Origin of the sequence: Rhodococcus sp. 077-4, assembly GCF_047782425.1 — a bacterium.
In the GTDB taxonomy this organism is placed as follows: Bacteria; Actinomycetota; Actinomycetes; order Mycobacteriales; family Mycobacteriaceae; genus Rhodococcoides.
This window is the reverse complement of the sequence record NZ_JAJPWC010000001.1, coordinates 184,062-206,872: the sequence shown is the minus strand read 5'-3', so window position 1 is coordinate 206,872 and position 22,811 is coordinate 184,062. Positions and strand designations below refer to the sequence as shown.

General features: G+C 64.4%; 20 protein-coding genes and 1 tRNA gene. 7 read left to right on the top strand and 14 right to left on the bottom strand.

What is annotated here, in order from left to right:
* The gene (locus tag ACNEOT_RS00990; protein ID WP_415971408.1) at positions 1-1,107 is read right to left on the bottom strand and encodes a PDR/VanB family oxidoreductase; all 1,107 of its coding nucleotides are present in this window, start codon (positions 1,105-1,107) and stop codon (positions 1-3) included.
* A complete protein-coding gene (locus ACNEOT_RS00985; RefSeq protein WP_415971406.1) occupies positions 1,104-2,003 on the bottom strand; it encodes a metal-dependent hydrolase in 900 nt (299 codons plus the stop codon). Before ACNEOT_RS00985 ends, ACNEOT_RS00990 begins: the two co-directional genes overlap by 4 nt.
* Before the next feature lie 147 nt (positions 2,004-2,150).
* On the opposite strand from ACNEOT_RS00985, the gene ACNEOT_RS00980 reads away from it, so the two are divergent.
* Complete coding sequence (locus ACNEOT_RS00980) at positions 2,151-2,666, top strand: hypothetical protein (protein ID WP_415971404.1); 516 nt, start codon at positions 2,151-2,153, stop codon at positions 2,664-2,666.
* Between the two features lie 138 nt (positions 2,667-2,804).
* Here the strand turns inward: ACNEOT_RS00980 and ACNEOT_RS00975 are convergent, their stop codons facing one another.
* The gene (locus ACNEOT_RS00975) at positions 2,805-3,281 is read right to left on the bottom strand and encodes a 2-isopropylmalate synthase (RefSeq protein ID WP_415971403.1); all 477 of its coding nucleotides are present in this window, start codon (positions 3,279-3,281) and stop codon (positions 2,805-2,807) included.
* A gap of 229 nt (positions 3,282-3,510) precedes the next feature.
* Here ACNEOT_RS00975 and ACNEOT_RS00970 point away from each other — a divergent pair, with 229 nt between their 5' ends.
* Positions 3,511-4,713: an AAA family ATPase gene (locus ACNEOT_RS00970; RefSeq protein ID WP_415971401.1), complete on the top strand. Its 1,203-nt coding sequence runs from the start codon at positions 3,511-3,513 to the stop codon at positions 4,711-4,713.
* Positions 4,714-4,756: 43 nt separating this feature from the next.
* Here the strand turns inward: ACNEOT_RS00970 and ACNEOT_RS00965 are convergent, their stop codons facing one another.
* The 3 genes from ACNEOT_RS00965 to ACNEOT_RS00955 form a co-directional block, all read right to left on the bottom strand.
* Entirely contained in the window at positions 4,757-6,433 is a 1,677-nt protein-coding gene (locus tag ACNEOT_RS00965) for a DNA/RNA helicase domain-containing protein (protein WP_415971399.1), read from the bottom strand.
* A gap of 79 nt (positions 6,434-6,512) precedes the next feature.
* Positions 6,513-6,833, bottom strand: a complete 321-nt coding sequence (locus tag ACNEOT_RS00960) for a nucleotide pyrophosphohydrolase (protein WP_415971397.1) — start codon at positions 6,831-6,833, stop codon at positions 6,513-6,515.
* Between the two features lie 102 nt (positions 6,834-6,935).
* On the bottom strand, positions 6,936-8,117 hold the full coding sequence (locus tag ACNEOT_RS00955; protein WP_415971395.1) for an alkane 1-monooxygenase: 1,182 nt from the start codon (positions 8,115-8,117) through the stop codon (positions 6,936-6,938).
* A 164-nt stretch (positions 8,118-8,281) separates the two neighbouring features.
* Here ACNEOT_RS00955 and ACNEOT_RS00950 point away from each other — a divergent pair, with 164 nt between their 5' ends.
* Together ACNEOT_RS00950 and ACNEOT_RS00945 are read left to right on the top strand one after the other, a co-directional pair.
* Positions 8,282-9,136, top strand: a complete 855-nt coding sequence (locus ACNEOT_RS00950; RefSeq protein WP_415971393.1) for a lysophospholipase — start codon at positions 8,282-8,284, stop codon at positions 9,134-9,136.
* 28 nt (positions 9,137-9,164) lie between these two features.
* A complete protein-coding gene (locus ACNEOT_RS00945; protein ID WP_415971391.1) occupies positions 9,165-10,013 on the top strand; it encodes a patatin-like phospholipase family protein in 849 nt (282 codons plus the stop codon).
* A gap of 24 nt (positions 10,014-10,037) precedes the next feature.
* Here the strand turns inward: ACNEOT_RS00945 and ACNEOT_RS00940 are convergent, their stop codons facing one another.
* Positions 10,038-10,922 (bottom strand): amidohydrolase family protein, encoded by an 885-nt coding sequence (locus ACNEOT_RS00940; protein WP_415971389.1) that lies wholly within the window; start codon positions 10,920-10,922, stop codon positions 10,038-10,040.
* Between the two features lie 200 nt (positions 10,923-11,122).
* On the opposite strand from ACNEOT_RS00940, the gene ACNEOT_RS00935 reads away from it, so the two are divergent.
* Positions 11,123-12,100, top strand: coding sequence for an NADPH:quinone oxidoreductase family protein (locus ACNEOT_RS00935; RefSeq protein ID WP_415971387.1), 978 nt, complete (start codon positions 11,123-11,125; stop codon positions 12,098-12,100).
* Between the two features lie 20 nt (positions 12,101-12,120).
* Here ACNEOT_RS00935 and ACNEOT_RS00930 read toward each other — a convergent pair whose 3' ends face one another.
* Positions 12,121-13,461 (bottom strand): ABC1 kinase family protein, encoded by a 1,341-nt coding sequence (locus ACNEOT_RS00930; RefSeq protein ID WP_415971385.1) that lies wholly within the window; start codon positions 13,459-13,461, stop codon positions 12,121-12,123.
* Positions 13,462-13,517: 56 nt separating this feature from the next.
* Positions 13,518-14,081: a TetR/AcrR family transcriptional regulator gene (locus ACNEOT_RS00925; RefSeq protein WP_415971383.1), complete on the bottom strand. Its 564-nt coding sequence runs from the start codon at positions 14,079-14,081 to the stop codon at positions 13,518-13,520.
* A 139-nt stretch (positions 14,082-14,220) separates the two neighbouring features.
* Here ACNEOT_RS00925 and ACNEOT_RS00920 point away from each other — a divergent pair, with 139 nt between their 5' ends.
* The gene (locus tag ACNEOT_RS00920; RefSeq protein WP_415971382.1) at positions 14,221-14,838 is read left to right on the top strand and encodes a DUF998 domain-containing protein; all 618 of its coding nucleotides are present in this window, start codon (positions 14,221-14,223) and stop codon (positions 14,836-14,838) included.
* On the opposite strand, the gene ACNEOT_RS00915 is transcribed toward ACNEOT_RS00920, so the two are convergent.
* Entirely contained in the window at positions 14,821-15,600 is a 780-nt protein-coding gene (locus ACNEOT_RS00915; protein WP_415971381.1) for an enoyl-CoA hydratase/isomerase family protein, read from the bottom strand. The two genes, ACNEOT_RS00920 and ACNEOT_RS00915, sit on opposite strands and share 18 nt — an antisense overlap.
* Before the next feature lie 77 nt (positions 15,601-15,677).
* Between ACNEOT_RS00915 and ACNEOT_RS00910 the strand changes: the two genes are divergently transcribed.
* A tRNA-Met gene (locus tag ACNEOT_RS00910) sits at positions 15,678-15,751 on the top strand.
* A gap of 59 nt (positions 15,752-15,810) precedes the next feature.
* Here the strand turns inward: ACNEOT_RS00910 and ACNEOT_RS00905 are convergent.
* The 4 genes from ACNEOT_RS00905 to ACNEOT_RS00890 all read right to left on the bottom strand — a co-directional run bounded on the left by ACNEOT_RS00905 (position 15,811) and on the right by ACNEOT_RS00890 (position 22,761).
* On the bottom strand, positions 15,811-16,449 hold the full coding sequence (locus tag ACNEOT_RS00905; protein ID WP_415971379.1) for an LON peptidase substrate-binding domain-containing protein: 639 nt from the start codon (positions 16,447-16,449) through the stop codon (positions 15,811-15,813).
* Positions 16,446-17,360 carry an alpha/beta fold hydrolase gene (locus ACNEOT_RS00900; RefSeq protein WP_415971377.1) on the bottom strand — a complete coding sequence of 305 codons (915 nt, stop codon included), beginning with the start codon at positions 17,358-17,360 and terminating at the stop codon, positions 16,446-16,448. Before ACNEOT_RS00900 ends, ACNEOT_RS00905 begins: the two co-directional genes overlap by 4 nt.
* 125 nt (positions 17,361-17,485) lie before the next feature.
* Positions 17,486-20,053 (bottom strand): alpha/beta fold hydrolase, encoded by a 2,568-nt coding sequence (locus ACNEOT_RS00895; RefSeq protein WP_415971375.1) that lies wholly within the window; start codon positions 20,051-20,053, stop codon positions 17,486-17,488.
* A gap of 185 nt (positions 20,054-20,238) precedes the next feature.
* Complete coding sequence (locus ACNEOT_RS00890) at positions 20,239-22,761, bottom strand: ABC transporter permease (RefSeq protein ID WP_415973613.1); 2,523 nt, start codon at positions 22,759-22,761, stop codon at positions 20,239-20,241.
* Positions 22,762-22,811 lie beyond the last annotated feature (50 nt).

The window sequence follows — 22,811 nt, the reverse complement described above, 5'->3', positions numbered from 1 at the left end:
CTATAGATCGAGGACGAGACGTGCGCTGCGTGCACGGGAGACGCAGATGAGCATGTGATCGCGCTGCTCCTCGGGAGTCAGCCGGGTCTCGAGGTGCTCGGGCTCACCGGACAGCACCCGAACCTTGCAGGTGCCACAGAACCCCTGCTGGCACGAGTACGCGACGTTGGGCTTCTGGGTCCTGACCGCAGTGAGCACGGATGCGTCGGCGGCGACGTCGAGCACGGCACCGGTGCTGATCAGCTGCACCTCGAACGGTGTGCCGTCGAGAATGGGCGGCGGTCCGAAGCGCTCGAAATGCAATGCGGTAGCGCGGCACTGGCGAAAGTCACGGCGGACGGCGTCGAGCATGGGGGTGGGGCCGCAGCAATAGACGGCACCTCCCGCGCTCGCGCGCGCGAGCAGCTCACCCTCGGCGGGGTAGCCGTGCACGTCGTCGGTGCGGATGAACACGCGGTCGGATTCCCAGCTCTCGATCTCGTCCAGGAATGGCATCGTCTCGCGGGATCGACCGCAATACACGAAGTGCCAGTCCATGCCGATAATCCGTGCGGCCCGAACCATCGCGATGATGGGGGTGATGCCGATGCCACCTGCGATGAACAGCGCACTGCCCTCGCCGACGAAAGGGAAACCGTTGCGGGGACCGCGGACGGTCACCTCGGTGCCCGGCTCCAGCCCGTGCATCTCGATGGAACCGCCTGCGCCGTCGGGGATTCGGCGCACCGCGATGCGATAGGAACTGCGATCGGACGGGTTGCCGCACAGTGAATACTGCCGACGACGCCCCGAGGGTAGGTGCAGATCCAGATGGCAACCGGGATGCCAGATGGGCAGCTGATCCCCCGTCGGCGACGCCAGGGTGAGGGCAGCGACGTTGTCGTCCTCGGCGATGATCTCGCGCTCGGTGACGACCAATTTCATTGCGGAATCGGGATTGTGGCCTGCGACGGCATCGTTGTACTCCGCACTGGCAGCGGCATGCATGTACCCGTTGAGGAACGTGCCGAGCACCTGCATCGAGCGGTCGGGTCGCCCGCGTCCGCGCAGATCCGGCGGCGCATCCTTGGGGAGGAACCGCGGGACGCGTCGTGAGGTGAGTTTCACCGTGCCGCAGCCTGCGCGGCAGGCGAGGACGCGAGGTACCGGACAGCCTGGGCGGTAGAGCCTTCCTGGCTCGGGTGGTACGACTTCTTGAGGTACCGCGACATGCTGCGAGCGACGTGCGACAGTGCGGGAAGGGTGCCGCGTTTCACGGACTTCCTCCACAGCGCCGAGCGAGGCTTGCGTACGGACTTCGGTGCGGTCGCCAGCTCCGGGTCGTTCTTCATCAGGAAGATGATCCCGCGCATCCAGATGTACGCCATCAGGGGCACGACAACTACGAAGGTGCGCAGCCGACGTACCTCGCGCTTGTCGAAGTATCGGAGCGTGTCGTACGCGACCGAGCGGTGCTCGACCTCTTCGGCACCGTGCCAGCGCAGCAGATCGAGCATGGTGGGGTGGATGCCTGCACGATCGAGACCGTCGGCGTTGAGTACCCAGTCGCCGAGGAACGCGGTCACGTGCTCGATGGCAGCGATCAGAGCCAGGCGCTCGACCAGGTTGTTCTTGGATCGCAGGCTCGTCACGGAATCGGATCCGAGCACCTTGCCGAAGGCCCATTCCATCTGGTCGGTGAAGGGCTTGGGGTCGAGGCCCTTGGCCTCGAGGTGCACCAGTACGCCGGTGTGCGCCTCGGCGTGGACGGCCTCCTGGCCGATGAAGCCGATGACGTCGTCGCGGAGCTTCTCGTCGTCGATGTAGGGCAGTGCTTCTTTGAACGTGTCGACGAACCAGTGCTCACCGGCGGGCAGCAGCAGATGCAGCACGTTCAGGACGTGCGTGGTGTACGGATCGCCTGGCACCCAATGCATCGGCAGGTCGGTCCAGTCGAACTTCACGTTCCTGGCCTGCAGCATCACTTCACCGGGATCCGACGCGACGGTGTTCCGTTCGTTCATCGAGTCCACCTCCTCAACATCCGCTGTGTGGCCGATGCCACAGTGCGCGCTTTAGTATAAACATCAGTTACATGTAAAAGGAACTGCGTCGGCGTCGCCGGGAGTGAAGCCTGCGGAACGACAGTGGAGCAATGAGAGACTTCTACGATGACCGACCCCTCCCCAGCGGCTGTTCCCCCGAGCAGCGTCCCCGTCGCCTGGCCTGCCGAATGGCCCGCCGAGATACGGCGGATCGCCGATGCCACGAACGCTGCCCTCGCCGCAGTTGCGGCGCGGAATCCGATCGCGTTCGACGACGCCGTCGAACTGCTGGGCCGCTCGGACGCGGCGCAGGCCGGTCACGTGCATGCCGAAATGGTACGCACGTTGCTCGAAGAGGTACATAGCGATGGATTGACCGGCGAGAACGTCCAGGAGGTGCTCGGCCGAACCGTGCGAGGCGCAGATTGGCTGCCGAATCTGGACATCGCCGGGTTCGTCGAGGTGCTCACCGGAGCGTTGGGCGTTGCCGATGTGGAGGAGCAATCTCGCTCGAAGCCACGGCCGGCGCATGCGTTGCTGGTGGTGGCAGACCTACTTGCGGTCCGTCGGGGCCGCGCCGAAACCTACCTGCGCAGTGCGTTGGCGGAAATCCACCGCGCACAAACAGTGGAGATGCCCTAGCGAGATCTTCGCCTCTCTTGCGTCAGCGCTAGAGAGGCGAAGAAAGTGCTACCGGCGGGTCCCCAGCGTCGAGTTCGCAGTTGTGCAGACGATATGGGCGTTGTGAGCAGCACAACTGCGAACTCGACGTCGATCCCGCTACCGATGCAGAATGTTCGCCCCGCCGATGACGGCTCGCACGGCCGACAGGGTGGCGTCGGGCTCGATGGCCATCGACCATTCGCGGCGACCATCGTGCTCACCCAGGATGAAGGTGGCGGTCTCGTCGCCGATGATCTGCTGGTGGAACGAGAGGATCTCGATGCGGAATCCGGCGTCGTAGAGCATCGACGTCAACGCCTCGATCGGCCCGTATGTTGTTGCGGCGCAAGCGATGATCGTGTCACCGATACCGAAGGTGGCATCGAATTCGATCCTTCCTCCGTTGGTCTTCGTCCCGGTCCACGACCCGAGCCGTAGTGGCCCGGTGGTCGGTGAGAAGCGCTCGGTGAAGGCCGTCCACGTCATGTGGTGCCACGTGGAGTCGGGGGTCTCGTCGCGCATCGTGCGCGGGAGAGTGCAGCCGAAACGGCCGTGAAATGGATCGGTGGCGAAAGTGGAAGCAAGTGCATTCATCAGGAGTGGTCTTCCGAATGTGAAGGGAGGACCGAGGCAGTACGAAGACCCGCAGCGAGGGGTCGGTCCGAATCAGACCCCGCTACGGCGGCGTACTACGAGAATGCGCTTCACAACGAGCAACCTAGCCGCGACCTGGACGCCGGCGCAAGTATCGAGTGAATACAGATCTCTAGGACACGAACTAGATGTCCGCATATATCGCACGAATCGCTGTAACTTTGGCCCCATGGACCCCGTGCGTAACCCTTACGCTCCCGGCGCCGGCCAGCGCCCACCCGAGCTCGCAGGTCGAAAGAAGCAGCTCGACGCGTTCGACGTCGTGCTCGAACGCATCACCCGCGGCCGGCCGGAACGCAGCGTCGTTCTCACCGGGCTGCGGGGCGTCGGCAAGACGGTGCTCCTCAACCACCTCCGATCCGCAGCGATCGCCCGTGGGTGGGGAACCGGGAAGATCGAGGCCCGCCCCGACCAGGAATTGCGTCGACCCCTGTCGTCGGCGCTGCACATGGCGGTCCGCGGAATTGCGGCCTCGCATCGCGACCCCGAACGCGTCGACGAGTTCCTCGGCGTTCTCAAGGCCTTCGCCCTGCGCTCGACTGCCGACAAGGGCATGCGGGAGCGGTGGCAACCCGGCATCGACGTTCCCGCGAAGACCGGCCGCGCCGATTCCGGTGACATCGAGATCGACCTGGTGGAACTGCTGCTCGACGCCTCCGCGCTGGCGGGTGACGTGGGCGTGGGCATCGCCATCTTCATCGACGAGATGCAGGACCTGGGACCTGCCGACATCTCCGCACTGTGCGCGGCCTGTCACGAACTGAGCCAGGACACCGCGCCGCTGATCATCGTCGGGGCCGGCTTGCCGCACCTACCCGCCGTGCTGTCGGCGTCCAAGAGCTACTCCGAGCGCCTGTTCAGCTACCACCGAATCGGTCGGCTCGAACGAGCTGCGGCAGACCTGGCCCTGATCGCCCCGGCCGATCGCGAGGATGTCGAGTTCACCCCCGAGGCGCTCGACGCGCTGTACGCGGCCGCCGACGGCTACCCGTACTTCGTGCAGGCGTACGGCAAGGCCACCTGGGATCTCGCAGCCGACACCCCGATCACCGTCGAGGACGTGCGAGTCGCCGCCCCGACGGCAGAGGAAGAACTCGCCGTCGGATTCTTCGGTTCCCGCTACGAGCGCGCGACGCCGGCCGAGCGCGAGTACATGCGCGCGATGGCCGAGCTGTCCGTGGACGACGGTTCGGTGCCGACCTCGGCCGTGGCGACGGAGCTCAAACGCAAGCCGGCGTCACTGTCTCCGGCGCGGGACGGCCTCATCAAGAAGGGGCTGATCTATTCGGCGGAGCGCGGAACGATCGCCTTCACGGTGCCTCACTTCGGCCGCTACCTGCGCGCGCAGACCGACGAACCCGCAGCGGTCTGAACTGGGACCGACATTACGCACCATGTGGCCCAATCGATCCAGACTATGCGTGGCTGTGCGGTGGTACGAAGCGACCCAAATATTCGCGTAGACCCGAATCCACAACATAGACGTAGGTGCCTAGCATTCCGCGTGTCAGCAGTACTGCGTAGATGTTCGTGATGAATTGCAGAAGATCATTGTCGCTGTACTTGATGCCGAGTTTGGCGTTGTTTTCCTTGCCCTTCGAGTCAAAGTACGAGTCGCGATCGATGAATAGTCCCCTGCCCTGTTCGTATCGCAGGTCTGCGCCGACAATGACTCCTGCATAGTTGAGGTCGTAACCCTGGACAGTGTGGATAGAGCCGACCTCGGCCAGGGAACCGGGAGACGCAATCCAATCGACCGGCTTCCCGTTCCAACGCAACTGCTCTCCATCCAGTTCGATATCCCAAGCCGCCTTGTCGCTCTTGGACTTCCACTTCCACGCGTAGCCGGCAACGAGGCGAGCAAGCCCTACCTCTGCATCGCGCCTGTGAATCTCCTCGCGCATAGTGGAAAAGCTATCGAAGAGTTGAAAGTCGTAGTCAGCAAACGATTCTGGCCGTAGCTGCTTGAGGTTGGCTTCGGCTCCGAGAATTCTGCGTACGTACGAAACGTAGTCTTCCCCCGCGCGGACTCGCATTTGCGACATGAGCTTGTAGAGCCGCATATTTTTTTCTGCATCGATCGTCAGCGCCTTCAGGCTCCCGAGCGGCAGGTCTGCAGGTCGCACACGTTGCGCTCCGTCGACGAGTAACAACTGATGATCGCTTTTGGCCTTGATCCAGTCGAGTTGGGTTTTGACGAGATCGTCGGACCCGAACAACGAGATGTTGATCTCCGAGAACAGCTTGTTCTGGCCACCTGACGGCTGATTCGCTCGCTGGTTCAGTCGGTGTGCTTCGTCAACTATCAAGACATCGAAGTGGTCTTCCGCTTTCCCTACATCAAACGGCGTCAGCACCATGTCGGGTCGCAGGCCGGGGGTCTTCTTGAATACGCGTTGAATCGACGTACGCAGAGATTGCTGCGGTACAACAAGGCCAATTTTGATGCGACGGAGTAGTTCTCGATTTTCTTTGACGAAGAACTCCGAGAATATCGAGTTGCTGTCCACTATGTCTTGGGGTTTTGAGAAAGCGATATCCATTAGCAATTTCAGCAGATAAATCGCGACGACAGTCTTGCCGGTCCCGGGCGATCCCTCAACGACGCTCATGCTGTTCGTCTTGGGCGGCTCAAGATCTTCAAGTAGCCCTTCGACAATTCCTTCGACAGCAACTGCTTGGTCGTGCGTCAGGGCTTTGAATGGCGACAGCTTGAACAGGTCACTGTTTTCGATCTCGGCGATCGATCGCGTGAACATTCCATCGTCGCGAAGTGACTGGAAGACATCCTTGAAACTTGTTCTGTATGAGTCACGCTCGAAGTAGTCCGACTCGACGACGCCACTATTTCGATTGAGTACTCGAAAAGTTCCATCGCCCGCAAGTAGGCGAATCAAGTAGGACTCGAGGTCAAGGCAGACTGACTTGTTGAACTTGTCATCGAGAATAATTCGCACACTGCTGAGTTGTCTCTTCTCGGAATTTTCCAGGTGTTGCCTCATCCTGCTGGCGGCATTCAAGGTTTCACCGACGTACACATTGCGGAGCAGTTCACCTCGACCTGGGAGCGCGTCACCGTCTATGACGTACACGACTGGCCAGTTTGTGTACCGGGGGTTCGGTGGCGTCCAGTCGACTATCGACGCTGCGGTGAAGTCTATGCGCTGGATCTCAAAGGGCGTCATACTTCTCGCTGCGACCGAAGGCCTTGTCAACCGGGTACTTTTCACGACTGATGGCCAGCTTGTTCTGGACGATCTGATCTGGGTCCAGGCCGAGTTTATCGGCCAAAATCAGGCAATAAGTCAAGACGTCAGCGAGCTCACCGCGAACATCGGACTCATCTGCTTCGGCGCTCCACTGAAAGCACTCGAGAAGTTCGCCGGCTTCGATTGCGATGCTCTTGGCGAGGTTCTCGGGGCTATGAAATTGGGACCAATTGCGTTCTGCGACGAACGCGGCGATTTGCTCACGTGTAGTCCGCTCAACCATCACGTCAAGGTAGCACTGCCCCGTGATCGAGTGCGATCTCAGCCTGTCATTGCGGCTAGGAGCCGCAGTCCCTCGGCTGACGGCCTATCAGGGCGCGGGAACTCAGGCCTGGGCTCGCTCGGTGCACAGTTGCTCGAGCTTGCGCACAGCCTTGGGGTCGGAGCGGTCGACGTTGACGCGGCTCGGATCACCGTCGTAGAAATCGATCAGTCGCTGATCCATCACCTTGCGCCACAGCGGCGGAACGAGCGCGCAGAAGATCATCACGGCGTATCCGGCCGGTAGCTGTGGGGACTCGTCGACGGTGCGCAGTGCCTGATAGCGGCGCACCGGATTCGCATGATGATCGCTGTGGCGTTGCAGGTGGTACAGGAACAGATTGCTCCACAGGTGGTCGCTGTTCCAGCTGTCTCGATGCGAGGGCTTGGCGTAGCGACCGCTGGGGCGCTTCGTGCGCAACAGGCCGTAGTGCTCGAGATAGTTCGCTGCCTCGTAGAGAACGATGGCGATGCCCGCCTGGATCAGTAGGTACGGCAGAACGATCCAACCGAACACCGCAACGAGTGCCCCGAACAGCAGGATGCTCATGGCGGCGGCGTTGAACAGGTGGTTCCGATGTGTCCAACGAGATATGCCCTGCCGTGCGAGGCGTCGGGACTCGAGCTCCCAGGCCGAGCGTAGACCGTGAATCATCGTGCGCGGCAGAAACTTCCAGAAAGTCTCACCGAATCTCGCCGACGCCGGGTCTTCCGGAGTGGCGACGCGAATGTGGTGACCGTGGTTGTGTTCGACGTAGAAGTGGCCGTACAGGGTTTGTGCGAGAGTGACTTTCGACAGCCACCGCTCGACGTTCTCGCGCTTGTGTCCCAGTTCGTGAGCGGCGTTGATTCCGACTCCGCCCACCACACCGATGGTGATGGCAAGGCCGATTCTCTCCGGGGTACCGAGTGGACCGTGCGCCCACAGATAGCATGCGGCCACCAGACCCGCGTACTGCAGCGGGAGGAACAGGTACACGCACCACCGGTAGTACTTGTCATTCTCGAGTGCCGCGATTGCCTCGTCGGGTGGATTGCTGCGGTCGATGCCTGCAAACTTGTCCACCAACGGGAGCGCGATACCCATGATCATCAATCCGAGAGTCCAGAACGCCCCTGGACCGAGGAGAGAGACCAGGCCCCAGGCCAGGAACGGGCTCAGAGGAATGATCAGCCCGAGCGGCCACAAGTAGCGCTTCGGGTCGCGCCACCGCGGCGACGTACTCGTGGCGGACTCATCACGCATTCGGGATTCTTCGCTCCTGGTCGGGCTGTGCCTCGGGCGCGAGGCAAGTGGTTAGTGGGGTGTCACAATTACATCGCCCGCTCCACCAGGATAGTTACCCAAGCAAATTTTGTGGGTTCGTCGATGGGCCGTCGAACGGTCCGCCGCCCTTGTACGGTGACCGAATGGAGCATGTCGAGTCGTCGTTCGTCGGAGTTCACGGAACCCGGATCGTCTACGACGTCTGGACCCCCGAGAACACGCCGACCGGGATTCTCGTGCTGGCCCACGGCCTGGCCGAGCATGCAGGCCGATATCGGCACGTCATCGAACGCCTGGGCTCGCTCGGCCTCGTCGTCTACGCACCCGACCACCGCGGACACGGACGCTCCGGCGGAAAACGGGTGTCGCTGGAGAAGTGGTCCGACTTCACCGACGACCTGCACACCCTGTTCGGCATCGCTGCCGACGAGTACCCGAGCACGCGCACCTTTCTGCTCGGCCACAGCATGGGCGGTGCCATCGCACTCTCGTATGCCCTCGACCATCAGGGCGACCTCGACGCTCTGATGCTGTCCGGCCCCGCTGTGGCTCCCAGCGTGGGGCAACCGAAAGCCCTGGTGGCGGTCGGCAAGATCCTCGGGCGATTCCTCCCGGCGATGCCCGTACTCAAACTCGATCCCAATCTCGTCTCGCGCGATCGAGAGGTGGTCGACGCCTATGTCGCCGATCCGCTGGGCTATCACGGCACTGTCCCGGCCGGCCTGGCCGCAGCGTTGCTGGGTGTCGGCGAGACCTTTCCGGCGCGCCTGCCGTCGCTGAAGATTCCAGTCCTGCTCCAGCACGGGACGGCGGACGGACTGGCCGACGTCTCCGGCAGCGAACTCGTCGCCGAGTTGGCCGGATCCGAGGATCTGACCTTGAAAACGTACGACGGGCTGTTCCACGAAGTGTTCAACGAACCGGAGAAGGAGCGCGTACTCGACGACCTCATCGCTTGGCTGCGTCCCCGTGTACATGCCGGCGCTGTAAATTCCTGACGGTTCTTCACGAAGAAGGGGTACGACCATGACCAGGCGAGCACTCGTATTGGGCGGCGGCGGAGTCGCAGGTATTGCGTGGCAGACGGGTGTCCTACTGGGATTGGCAGAAACCGGAGCCGACGTCACCGACGCCGAGATGCTGCTGGGAACGTCGGCAGGCTCCTCGGTCGCAGCGCAGATCTCGAGCGGAGTTCCGTTGGCCGAGTTCTACGAGCGTCAAGCAGACGAATCGAAGCAGGACGACGAGCCACACGCCGACGCGACCATCGACGAACTGGTCACGATGTTGGCGCGTGCGGCGCAGAACTCCGACGGCAGCGCTCTGGACACTCGCAGACGCATCGGCACCCAGGCGCTGGCGGCATCGACGATCACCGAACGTGAGCGCCGCGCCATCGTCGGACGACGGCTACCGACGCACTCGTGGCCCGACCGCGATCTGAGGATCGTCACCGTCGATGCGGTGACCGGTCGGCATCGCGTTCTCGATCGTGGCTCGGGCGTCCAGCTGGTCGACGCGGTTGCCGCGAGCTGCGCCATCCCCGGTATGTGGCCGCCCGTGACGATCGGCGATCATCGCTACGTCGACGGAGGCATCCGAGCAAGCGAGAATGCCGATCTGGCAGTCGGATTCGAGAAGGTGCTGGTGCTCAAGGTCGGGGCGCTCGACCTGGAGGACGACCCGTTCGAGATCGAGCGCAAGCGCCTCGTGAAGGGTGGTTCGAGGGTGGAAGTGATTGCCCCCGATGCCGATTCGACAGCAGCCATCGGACCGGACGCCACCGATATCGCCGTCCGATCGGCGGCGGCCGTGGCCGGACGAGCGCAGGGCAATGCCATCGCCGAGCGCATTGCGCAGTTCTGGGTCGGCTGAGAGCTTCTCTACCCGAACAGCTCTTCAGCCGAACAGCGCAGCTCCGTTTTCCCAGCACACGGCGCGAACCCAATCGTCTCCGAGATCGAGTCGGCTCACGGCCTCCAGCGCGTGCAGGTAGGGGTACGGAATATTGGGGAAGTCGCTGCCGAACAGAATGCGGTTCTGCAGATCGAGCAATCTCGGCAGTTCCTGCTTCGGGAACGGAGCGCCTGCCTCGGAGAAATCGGTGAAGGCCATCGTGGTGTCCAACCGCACGTTCTCATAGCGAACGGCCAGATCGAGGAAGTCGGTGTACTCCGGCATACCCATGTGCGCGATGATCAGCGGGAGCTTCGGAAACCGCTGCAGCAGAGCGGCAATAGGTTCCGGGCCGGTGTGGGCGCCGGGTGCCGGACCCGATCCGCAGTGGATGACCACCGGTACCTCGGCATCCGAGATTGCACCCCAGACGCCGTCGAGTAGGGAATCGTTCGGTGAGTAGTTCCCGACCTGTATGTGCGACTTGAAGATTCGGGCACCGTTCGTCAACGCCTGCTCGACGTACTCGGTGGCACCGACCTCGGGGTAGAAGGTGGCGGTCTGCAGGCAGTCGGGCGTTCGGGCCGCGAAATCGACACCCCACGAGTTGAGCCACGCCGCCATCGACGGCTTGTGCGGGTAGATCATCGAGGTGAAGTGGCGAACCCCGAATGCTCGAATCACCTCCAACCGTTCGTCTTCGGCGAAGCGATACGAGATGGGCCAGACACTGCCGGTCAGCGGACCTGCACTGTCGAAGTAGCTCCACACCTTGTCCATCACGTTCTTCGGCATGAAGTGCGTGTGGACGTCGAACAGGCCGGGCAGCGACAGATCTGTCCAGAAGGCGACGATGCGATCCGTCTCTTCGGCGAGGGCGGTGTTCATCTCTCGATTGGAGCACATCGGCAGGAGTGGAGCCTGCGGAACGACCCGGTGCTGGAGTGGAGCCTGCGGAACGACCCGGTGCTGGAGTGGAGCCTGCGGAACGACCCGGTAGGGAGTTGCACCGTATGCCGGTAGTGACGGCGAGTCTCTCGGTTTGTACGGTGGCGTGCAGGGAACGATCCCGACCGAGAGGACAACTGATGCGCGCGGTACAGATCTCCAGCCTCGACGGCCCCGATTCGGTGACCGTCGTGGACGTCGCCGAGCCTGCTGCGCGCGATGGGTCGGTGGTGATCGAGGTTCATGCTGCGGGCGTTGCATTTCCCGATGCGTTGCTCACTCGGGGGCTTTACCAGTACAAGCCCGAGTTGCCCTTCGTTCCCGGTAGTGAGATTGCCGGCATCGTTCGGTCGGCACCTGCGGAGTCCGGCTTCTCCGCAGGCGATCGAGTCGCGGCTCTGACGGGACTGAGCGACGGTATGGCCGAGGTCGCCGTCGTATCGCCCGATACGGTGTTCGCGCTGCCCGAGTCGGTGTCCCTCTCGGCAGGTGCGGGACTGCTGTTCAACGACCTGACGGTGCACTTCGCACTTCGTGAACGTGGGCGGCTGGCACCGGGCGAGACGGTCCTGGTGCACGGCGCAGCAGGCGGAATCGGGACCTCCGCGCTGCGTATGGCTCCGGTACTCGGCGCATCCCGCGTGATCGCCGTTGTGAGCTCGGAAGCCAAGGCGGACATCGCCCGATCTGCCGGAGCCACCGACGTCGTTCTGCTCGACGGGTGGAAGGACGCGGTGAAGGAACTGACCGGCGGCCGTGGCGTCGACGTCGTCGTCGATCCGGTGGGCGGCGACCGATTCACCGACAGCATCCGTTCGCTCGCACCGTCGGGTCGAATTCTGGTGTTGGGCTTCACCGGTGGTGAGATACCCACCGTCAAGGTGAATCGCTTGTTGCTCAACAACGTCGACGTGGTCGGCGTCGGCTGGGGTGCGTGGTGGATGACGCGGCCGGGCTACCTCGCCACCCAGTGGGCCGAGATCGAACCGCTCCTCGCCGACGGATCGCTCAGTGCACCGGAGCCGTCCGTCTTCCCGGTCACCGAGGCTGCGGCAGCGATCGCATCACTGGAAAACCGCACTGCGGCAGGAAAAGTGGTGCTCGACTTCGGCCTGTGACGCACTGTGGGGCTGCCGGGTCACTCCGGCAGCTCGACGCCTCTCGCCTCGGCCAAGGCTGCGATCTCGGCGGGGAAGACGTTCTTGAACACGAACGGATCGGTCCCGAGCGCCCAGTTCGGCGCGAGCTCGATGGCGTACCGCTCGAAGTAGCCGAGCTGCTTGGCCACCAGGATCAACTCCTCGGGGCTCGACGTCTTGTACTGCTTTCCCATGCTCACCAGCGCTCGAATGAAATCCGCCAGGCTGAAGTGCGCGAGAGTTGCCGAGAGCATCGGCGCGAACACCGACTGCAGGATCGCGCCGACCTCCGCATCCGAACCCATTTGCGGAGCAACGATTCCCAACCGCTTGACGGTGACGGCCAGGCGAGTGAAGTCACCGTCGATCACGGTGGCGTGGAACAGATCGAGTAGCAGTGCGCGCCACTGCTCGTCGACCTCGCCCATGACTCCGAAGTCGAGAAACGCCACCCGGCCGTCGTCGAGCACCCACACGTTGCCGGCATGCACGTCGCCGTGGAAGAGACCGTGCAGCACAAGCGCTTCCATCCACACCTTGGCGGCGCGGCGGACGATGAGCTCGGACTGGTCGCCCGGCTCGTAGCGGTCGAGCGGGGAGCCGTGCATACGTTCCATGCAGATGACGCGGCCACCGCAGTAGTCGAGAAACACCTCGGGAGCCGTGACGTGGGCGTTGTCTCCGAACGCACCGATGGCCGCGCGAAAGCTGTCCTGCCGCTTCGCTTCCACGGCACTGTCGAGTTCGGCAAAGGTGGCCGCGTGCAGATCGGCGATGATGGCCGACGCGTTGGCGGTGGCGAAGAACGGAATGAACTTCTCGAGCCCGCGGGCGATGAGGTATGCGATGCGCAGGTCGATCTTCATGCGGTGGTAGATGCCTCGTCGCTGCACCTTCATGACCACTTCGCGTCCGTTGTCGCGGCGCACGCACCGGTGTACCTGAGCAACCGAGGCCGACGAGAGCGGCACGTCCTCGAACGAGGAGAACAGTTCGTCGATGCCGCGGCCCAGATCCGCCTCGATCACTGCGCGCGCCTGCGCACCGGGGAACGGCGGCACTTCGTCGAGACAGCGCAGACAGGTATCGGCGAGAACCTTGGGGAACAACCCGGGCGAAGACCCCATCAGCTGCCCCACCTTGACGAACGTGGGCCCGAGAACGAAGAAGGCGTCGACGACTGCTTCCGAGGCGTGTACCGGCCACCCGCGCCGAGGTGCTCGCACCCAGCGTCCGATCGCGACGAACTGAAAGAACGTCAGCGCCGAGCCGATGACGATGAGCCGCAGCAATTCTCGTATACCGAAGGTCTTCAGTTCGGGTGCCGGTTTCGGTGACATGGGCTCTGTGTTCAGGGGCACGGGGTTCAGGGGCACGGGATTCATGGGTTCCGGGGTCATGCGGGCACCCCAGCAGGAACGCGTGCGGCCGAGGCTTCCAGGCGCGCCAACAGCCGTTCGAACCGCGTTGCATCGTCCGATGCGCGCGAGAGCACCAGTGCGCCCTGGATGCCGGCCACGATCTCCTCGGCTACTTCGGCCGCGGATTCCCCGTGGCCGAGCCGTCGGAGTACCGGAGTGAGTGCCTCGATCCAGTGGGCGAAATGCGTTGCGACGCGGCCCGAGAACGCAGCGCGTTCGAGTCCGAGAGTGAACGCCCCGAACAGGCACACCAGGCGGTTGGAGCGGAAATACAGGGAGGTCTGCTCGAACATCTCGTGGGTGGTCGACGCGGCGTCGGTGCCGTGCCGCAACGGCTCGAACACGTTGTGGTGGAACCACTGCTCGACGTCGTCGAGGACGGCCTCGGCCATCTCCTGCTTTCCGCGCGGAAAGTAGTGGTAGAGACTGCCTTTGCCCAGCCCGGTCTGCTTGCTGATGACCGCGAGGGACGAACCGTCGAACCCATGGTCGCGGAACACCCCTGCGAGTACCGGCACCACGTCGTGGCGATCGCTCATGAGGCCGTACTGTACCAATCGGTACACGCCGGGTGTATCCGGGCTCCAGGAGTGGAGCCTGCGGAATGACCCTGGGTCTGGAGGCAGTGGAGCCTGCGGAATGACCCTTGGGGTCGAGCAGACGGTGGATACTGCAGTCGTGAAGAGAACGACTGTCCTGGCCGCCGGAGCTTTCCTCGTCGGTGGGGTGACCTACCTGGCGGCCGAAGCCGTTGCCGCGCTGGGGTGGACGGACCGACCGTACAGCTACGCTCGCAACAACATCAGCGACCTCGGAATCCCTGACATCTCACCGCTGCACGCGGTGATGAATACCGGCTTCGTCGTGGACGGCTCGTTGTTCGTCCTCGCGGGACTCGGACTGTCCGTGCTCTTCGAGGGCCGGGCGCGGTGGATCGTGTCCGGGACATCCGTCGTACATGGCGTCGGCAGCATCGTCGTCGGGCTGGCGCACGCCTCGGTCGACGGGGCATCGACGCCGCATGCGGTGGGTGCGGGAATGGCGATCGTCGGCGGCAACCTCGTACTCCTGGCCGCGGGCCGATACGGCGGCCGCGTCGGTGCGCCGCGCTGGTACACCGCGGGCAGTGCCGTTGCGGGGGTCGCAGGCCTGGTGGGGCTGGGCCTCTTTCTCTCCGATACCGGATTCCTCGGTGGCGGAACGTTCGAGCGAATCTCGGTCTACACCATCATCGGTTGGGAGATCGTCACCGGCGCAACAATTCTCGCGAAACGCACCCTAGCCGAATCGCGGTGACTCCTTGGCCAGAAAGGCGCGCACGCCCTCCCGGCCGTCCGCTGACTCGAACGCCTCCTCGAACACCGGCAATGCCCGTCGTGCAGGCAGGTCGGGGTTCTCGCCGAACGTGAGCGCGAGTGCCCGCTTGTTCGCATGGACAGCAGTTCGGGACTTGCTCGCCAGCGTCCGTGCCAGGTCCAGTGCCGCCGCCAACGACTCTCCGCGTGGGGCGACCCGGTTGATCAGACCCCAATCCAGAGCGGTCTCGGCCGAGATGGGCCGGCCGAGCAGCACCAGTTCGGAGGCACGCGCCTGACCGATTCGCCGCAGTGCACGCATGGACCCGCCGCTGCTGGGGATCACACCGAGGTCGATTTCCGGGAGCCCGAGTCGCGCGCGTGCGTCGGCGACGATCAGGTCGCAGCACAGCGCCATCTCGAGTCCGCCGCCCAATGCGAAGCCGTCGATTGCCGCAACGGTGGGAAGTGGTAGTGCGGCGAGCAGGTCGAGGGTGGCGTTCTCCAGCTCGCTCTTGCGAGCGAGTACGTCGCCGGCCTCCTGCATCTCGGGCATCTCGGCGATGTCCGAGCCGGCACTGAACACCCGCTCGCCGGTGACGACGAGAGCTCGAATTGCGACGTCCTGGGCCAATCCCTGCAAAACGGTACGCAGTCGCCTCGTCGCCGGGCGGGTCAGAGCGTTGACCGGCGGGTTGCTCAGCGTGATCTGCGCAACGGCCTCGTGCGGAAAAGTCAGGACGGGAGAGGGTTCGGCGGTCATGACTGAACCGTAGAGCGTGCGGCTGACCTGGCGATTGGGAGACTGTCGAGATGGCCTGTAACGTGGTGAACACCCGACGCGGGGTGGAGCAGCTCGGTAGCTCGCTGGGCTCATAACCCAGAGGTCGCAGGTTCAAATCCTGTCCCCGCTACTACGCAAGTCAGGCCCGGCATCCACGATGCCGGGCCTGACTTGTTCGTTGGATCAGGATCAGGGCTGCAGTCTGAACTGCACTACGGCCGTGACATTCTCGATGGCGTCGTCGAGTGCGGTCATCCGTGCCCTGGCGTCCGGTGCCGACAGAATGTCGAGTCGATCGGACTGACCCATGGGAATCAGTGCGGCCAATGACCAGATCTTCTCGGCGGCCGAGATCGGCAAGCTCAGAAAGTCCGGAACACCGGGTGTGGCAACATCTTCCGTCGATTCGAGGCGGCCGATCAATTCGTAGAGATCCTCGACCCGCGCCCACGTGGCATCGAACTCGGTGTCGGCTATCACCGCGTCGACGTTCTCGTCTGGCCATGGTCGGACGTCGGCGAGAGGGTACGGATCGTCCGGCAGCCACGCGTCGATCCTGATGCGTTCACCGCCGACGCATTCGAGTAGGTATCTACCGTCGCCGATGGCCTCGTGGCCGATGATGTGAGCGGTCGTCGCCACATCGTGCCGAACATCGCCGCCACCGGCCTCGTGCCCGCGCGCGATGAGGACGACGCCGAAGCTCGGGTCGTCCTGTTTCAAGCAATCGTGTACCAGCGCTTGGTAACGCGGCTCGAAGATGTGCAGTGGTAGACGTTCGCCGGGAAGCAGCACACTGCCGAGCGGGAACATCGGGACAACGCTCACGGGCGCCGCAGCGGAACAGCTGCCGGAGTGATCGCCGTGGGAGCACTCTTGTCGGATCGGTCGGCATCGAGAAACTCGTCGAGCAGTCGAAAGAAGAAGTCCGGCTCGTCGAGCTGGGGAAAGTGGCCGGCGTCGGGGAAGATCTCGACGTGACTGTTCGGAACCTCGCGGCGAATGTTGTCTGCGTGCTTGGCGGGGATCATTCGGTCCTTACCGCCCCAGACGAGCAGCGACGGAATCGACTCGAACTTCTCGAAGTGCTGCTTGGCGCTGACGGTCTGCCCACGTGGGCCCACCACGGCTCGCGTCGACGCCAGGAAGGCCCCGCGGGTGGAGCGGTCGGCGACGGATCGGAACGACCGCCAGGTCTCGGCCATGCTCGGTCCCGGCTTGACCGGCAGACCCCACTTGCCCAGCTGCGTCAGTGCGCCTTCGGTGTTCTTACGGAACCAATCCGACGCGAGCAGTGGCAGTACCAGCTCACTGCCGGGCAGTGTCGCGGCCTTGAGGAGCAAGCTCACCTCGGGGCCGAGCCCGCCGCTGCTGACGAGCGCAAGACGTTCCACCCGCTCGGGGAACAGATAGGTCAGCTGCATGACGATGCCGCCGCCGAGTGAGTGGCCGACCATCGGAGCCGAGTCGATGTTCAGGTGATCCATCAGGTCACGGATGGTGGCCGAGTGCGAACTCAGTGAGTAGTCGCCGGTCGGCTTGTCGGACGCGCCGTGACCGAACAGATCGGGCGCAATGACCCGATGTTTGTGCGACAGCCGCTCGAGCTGCGTGCCCCAGGACTGGTGCGATCCCAGCAGACCGTGCACCAGAATCACGGGCGGGCCGTCGCCGATGTCGACGTACCGCAGGACGTCCTTGTGAAGTTCCACGGACTGCAATTCGTACGATGAACTCATTGTCGACCTCCCTGTCGTGTGGTTCGCGCCCGTCGCACGCCTCGCCGGTGGCGTCCGGCACAAACGTACAAGCTCATCCCCCGCGGCGACAGGCCATCGACCGGCTCGTTCCGACGGCTGCGCAGCTATTCGGATCGGTCGGTCGAGTCGACGGTGTCGTCGATGATTTTGGCCAACTCCTCGGCCATCGGTTCGCGCAACATGTCGATGTGATCCCCGGCAATGTCGACGAAGGTCAACTCGCCTCGAGCGACCGTCCGCCACGACCGGGCGTCTTTCACATTCTCTGCTGTACGAACCACGGTCATGGAACCTGACCACGGAGTCGGCACATGCTTGTTCAACGCCACGTACCCGATGCTTGCGAAGACCAACCATTCCATCGTCGTCGGGTACCGAAGCAACCCGGCGCACTGCATGCGCAACCAAAGGGCGGCGGTGCCGACGCGGCCGAGATGGAAGCCGGCCTCTTCTCGTGTTTGGGCAGGTGATGCGGCCGGAACCTCGGTACCGCCGGGCAACTTGTCCAGCAGATGCCGAAACAGCCGCGTGTCGAGGAGGAGCAGGTGCGGCGAGCCGAGGCCGGAGTCCCTGATTTCCTCCGCCATCGCGATGGCGATCCAGCCGCCGAGCGAGTGACCGACCAGGTGGAACGGGCCCTCGGGCTGGACGGTGCGAACGGCGTCGACGTAGCGCTTGGCAGTTCGCCGGATGGTGCGGTCGGGTCGTCCGCGTGTTCCGCGGCCGTACGCCTGCAGGGCGTACACCGGGTGGTCGTCGTCGATGTGCTTGACGAGGTTGAGAAAAGCCATCGCGCCGACGCCGGCACCACCGATGAGGAAGATCGGCGCTTTGCTGCCCTCGGTGCGCAACGGCACGAGCACGTCGTGACCGCCGGACGTGCGACGACGGGCGGTGGCTGCCTCGGCGAGTCGGGCATCGACCGTCACGGCCAGCGTTCGGACCGTGGTCGCCGCGAACACATCCTCCGGCGTCAGATCGATCTTCAAGTTCTCGCGCAGCTGGGCCAGCATTGCCGTGGTGGTCAGCGAGTTCCCGCCCAGAGCCAGGAAGTCCTCGTCCCGTCCGATGGTGTCCAGACCGATCGCGGTGCGGGCGGCCTCGGCCACGATGTATTCGGTCGGGCCGACCGCGGTGCGCTCGACGCGCCGATCGGACGGCTCGGGCAACGACATGCGATCGAGCTTGCCGCGTTCGTTCCGCGGCATCGCGTCGAGCGCGACGATGTGGGTGGGCACCATCCACTCCGGCAGCGTTCGGCGTAGCGACGATCTGATCTCGCCGACGGAGGGCCGCCTGCCGGATCGGGTGGAGCACACGTAGGCGACGAGGTCGGTGTCGGTGCCGGAGTTCCTGCCGATCACCGCGGCGTCGGCGATCTCCGGCATGGCGCGCAGAGCGGCCTCGACCTCGGCAGGCTCCACCAGGTATCCGCGTACCTTGACGGCGTCGTCGATGCGTCCGGCCAGGTGCAGCGTCCCCTGTTCGTCGAGTCGCCCCAGATCGCCGGTACGGTACCGGAACAGGCCGTCACCGAGTGCTACGAATCGTTGGGAGTCCGGACCGGCGTCGCCCAGATAGCCGTCGGCCAGGCAGTTCGCCGTGACCCGTACTTCGCCGATCACGTCGGGTGCACATCTCGAACCGTCGGAGCCGACGACTTCGACGAGCTTGCCTGCAATGGGTCTTCCTGCAGGAAGAAAGCCCGAGGGAAGTTCCCGTTCGGGCGGGTACTCGCTGTAGGCGACGGCACCGGCCTCCGTGGTCGCATACCAGTTGACCATCGTGGCGCGGCTGTCGAACCGCCGTCGAAAGCCCTCGGCATCGGTGGAGTGCAGGGATTCGCCGTACGTGGTGACCACCCGCAACGTGGGTACGTGCCCGCCGGCCGAGTGCGCTGCCGGTCCGTGATCGGCCACGGAGACTGCACGCAACAGCGACGACGAGCAGTGCAGCGTCGTCAGGGAATGCGTGGATACCCACTCGACAGTGCTGCCGGGGACGCCGGATCTGGGGTCGCGGCAGTACACCGAGGCTCCGCTGAGCAGACCGGCGAACAGCGTGTTCAGGCCGGCACCGAAGCTGACCGGCAGGGAGTTTCCGACGCGGTCGTGTGGGCTCAGTGCCAACGCGGTGGCAACCTCGTATGCCTTGGTCAGGCACATGCGGTGGCTGAGGATCACGCCCTTGGCCGTGCCGGTGGATCCGGAGGTGTAGTTGATCACCGCGGTGTGGTCGCCGGACAGCGTCGGTAGGGGAACGCAGGAGTCCATGGTCGCTTCGACAGTGGCGGAGTCGATCGGCGTCGCGGCTGCTCGCTCGATGATCGTGGCGCGGCGCTCGGCGGGAAGCATCGGGTCGAGGGGCACGAGGGGATGGCCTGCGGCGACGACCGCCAGCATCAGCTCGATCGAGGTGGTGTTCGCGTCGGTGTCCACGGCGAGTGGCCGAGAATCGCCGGGGAAGAGCGTGGCGATCTTTCGTGCCAGCGAGTAGGCGCGATGGAGGAGTTGGTCGAAGGTGAGCGAGGTGTCGTCCGTGTGCAGGGCGACGGCGTCCGGGATGGCGTGAGCCACCTCGCGGTAGCGGGCCATCAGCGTGTCCCGGCGTTCGGGGCGACACAGCGGTGCCAGTGACAGTCGGGTGGGCGCATCGATGTCTTGAACCGACATGATTCTCCTTGCACGAGCCCGACCCGCGTTGTCAGAGTTGGTTTGATACCGACAAACCTTCCAAAGGTTTGTTTTGCCCCTCTGAAGGTAGACGCGTATCGGCTTTGTGCGCAAGCCGAAAAACCGGACATTCCGCAACAATCGGGTGACGTTGCGGAATGTCCGGTCTGTTTTCCGGCCTCGCTCTACAGGTCGGCGATGGCCTCCAACGGTTTCGTGCGTGCAGCTCGCACAGCCGGCCACAGCGCGGCCAGCACCCCGACCACGGCTGATCCGAGCAGCATCGACACCACCTGACCCCAGGGCACGGTCATGGTGCCCAGGCCCTCGTCGCGCAGAGTCTGTACGAATCCCCATCCGAAGGCGATGCCGAGGACGACGCCCACGATGGCACCGAACAGCGCGATGAGGAGCGATTCGAGGTAGATGATGCGGCGAACCTGGGGCCGCTGCATTCCTATTGCCCGCAGCATGCCGATCTCCCGGCGACGCTCGACGACGGAGAGGGCGAGCGTATTGACGATGCCGAGCACTGCGATCACGACGGCGAGTGCCAGCAGGCCGTAGAGGACGGCGAGCAGGGTGTCGATCTGCTGACCCTGGCTGCCCTTGAACTCGTCGACGTCCTGAACCTGCACGACGACGAACGGCTTGGTCGCGGCTTCGAGATCGGAGCGCAGGGTGCTCAGGTCGGTGCCGGGCGTTGCCTTGACGAGTACCAGCAGATCCGACCGGGTGATGGACGGTGTCACCTTCTCGTAGATGTCGCCCGAGACGATCCAACTACCGATCAGCGGATTGTCGGCGAACACGCCGGTGACGGTGACGGGGACCGAGGCTCCGTCCACGGTGTCGAAGGTGACCTCGGTCCCGACGGTCCAACCGCGGCCGGCCGCTTCGGTTTCCGAGACCGAGAATCCGTTGCTGTCGAGGTCGGCGGTGCCCTGGACCATCGACAGGTCGAGCAACCCCTCGGGCGAGCCGTCGATGGCGGCGCCGTATTCCTCCTCGCCGGCGATCATGACGAACACCGGGTGCAGCACCGCCGTGCGGTCCACCCCGGTCACCTGTTGCGTGGCCGTCGTGGCACCGGTCGGAATTCCTATCGACTGCGGACCGGAGAGGATGTAGTCGGCTTCGACGCCGGTGTCGACGAGGGAGTCGACACTGGCCTTGGCGGTGGATCCGAGCACGCCGATCACGGTGACGAGCATGAGGCCGAGCATCAGGGCGAACGCGGTGGCCGCGGTGCGACGCGGGTTGCGTACCGAGTTGGTCCGTGCCAAGCGTCCGATCGCTCCGAACGGGCGGGTGATGACGGCACCGAGCGCACCGACCACCGGCCGCGAGAGGGACGGTGCGGCCAGTGCCGTGGCGATGATCAGTGCCACGGCTCCCGCTCCGACGGTGGCCGCGGCCGCGCCGCCGGTCGACTGCGCGCCGATCACCAGTGCAGCCGCGCCTGCGATTCCCAGGCCGACACCCACGAGCGTCCGGGTGCGCAGGGTGTCGCCCGCGGAGGCGAACTCCTCGCGCATCGCGGCGACCGGCGGAATCTTGGCCGCCCGTCGGGCCGGTGCGTACGCGCTCAACACGGTGACCACGATGCCGACGGCGAACGCGACGACCACGGTGCGGGGCTCGAGTGCCAGCTGTCCCGACGGTAGGCCGAGGTCGAAGGCGTTGAGCAGCGCCCGTAGACCGTAGGCCAGCCCCACTCCGCCGATGAAGCCGAGGACACTGCCGATGACGCCGACGACGAGAGCCTCGAGAACGACCGATCGGCTGACCTGCCCGCGGCTGGCTCCGATGGCGCGCAGCAGTGCCAATTCGCGGACGCGCTGAGCGACGATCATCGAAAACGTGTTGTAGATGATGAAGGTGCCGACGAGAAGCGCGATCCCGCCGAACGCCAGCAGGAAGTAGTTGATGAACGACAGTGCCGACTCGACCTCGGCCTGAGTTTCCGCCTGCACGTCCGCTGCGGTCTGGACCTTCAGACCGGGCAGCGCCGCGGCGATCTCGTCCCGAAGGTCGCTCTGGGTGAGTCCCTGGGCCGCGAGGTTGTCGCCTGCGACGTCGATGTACTGCACGTGGGCGCCGTCGGTGAACAGCTCGTTCGCCTGGCTCTGCACGAACTGAATTCCGATGAAGCCACCGGATTCGGTTGCAGTGGAATATATTCCGGAGATCGTGATGTCGGTGATGCCCTTGGACGGCACGAGCACCTGGGTCGCGTCGCCCACCTTCAGGCCGGCGCGCTCGGCTCCGCCGGCATTGATCGCCACCTGCCCTGGCGCAGTGGGAGCCGAACCGTCGACGAAGTTCGTCGGATCGCCCAGGCGTTGGTCGTCGGGGAGGTACGACTCACCGAGAGTCGGTGCGCCACCGGATTGCACGGCGGCACCGTCGGAGCCCAGCAGCACCAATTGCCCGCCGGCGTAGGGCGACACGGCACGCACGTTCGGCAGCGCCGCGATCGCCGCGATGTCCTCGTTCGGCACGCCGGAAGAGCGGGCGTCCTCGGGGCTCACTCGCACGTCCGCGCCCTGTGCGGTATCGGCGAACAGTGACGAGAAGGTGCGCTGGAGGGTGTCGGTGAAGACGAACGAACCTGCGACGAATGCAGTGCCGAGTACGACCGACAGTACGGTCAGGGCCAACCGAACCTTGTGTGCAGCAAGGTTTCTCAGCGACACCTTGCGCATGGGGTTGCCCGACGGCTTGTGTCGAGGAGGCTTGTTGGAGACAGAATGCG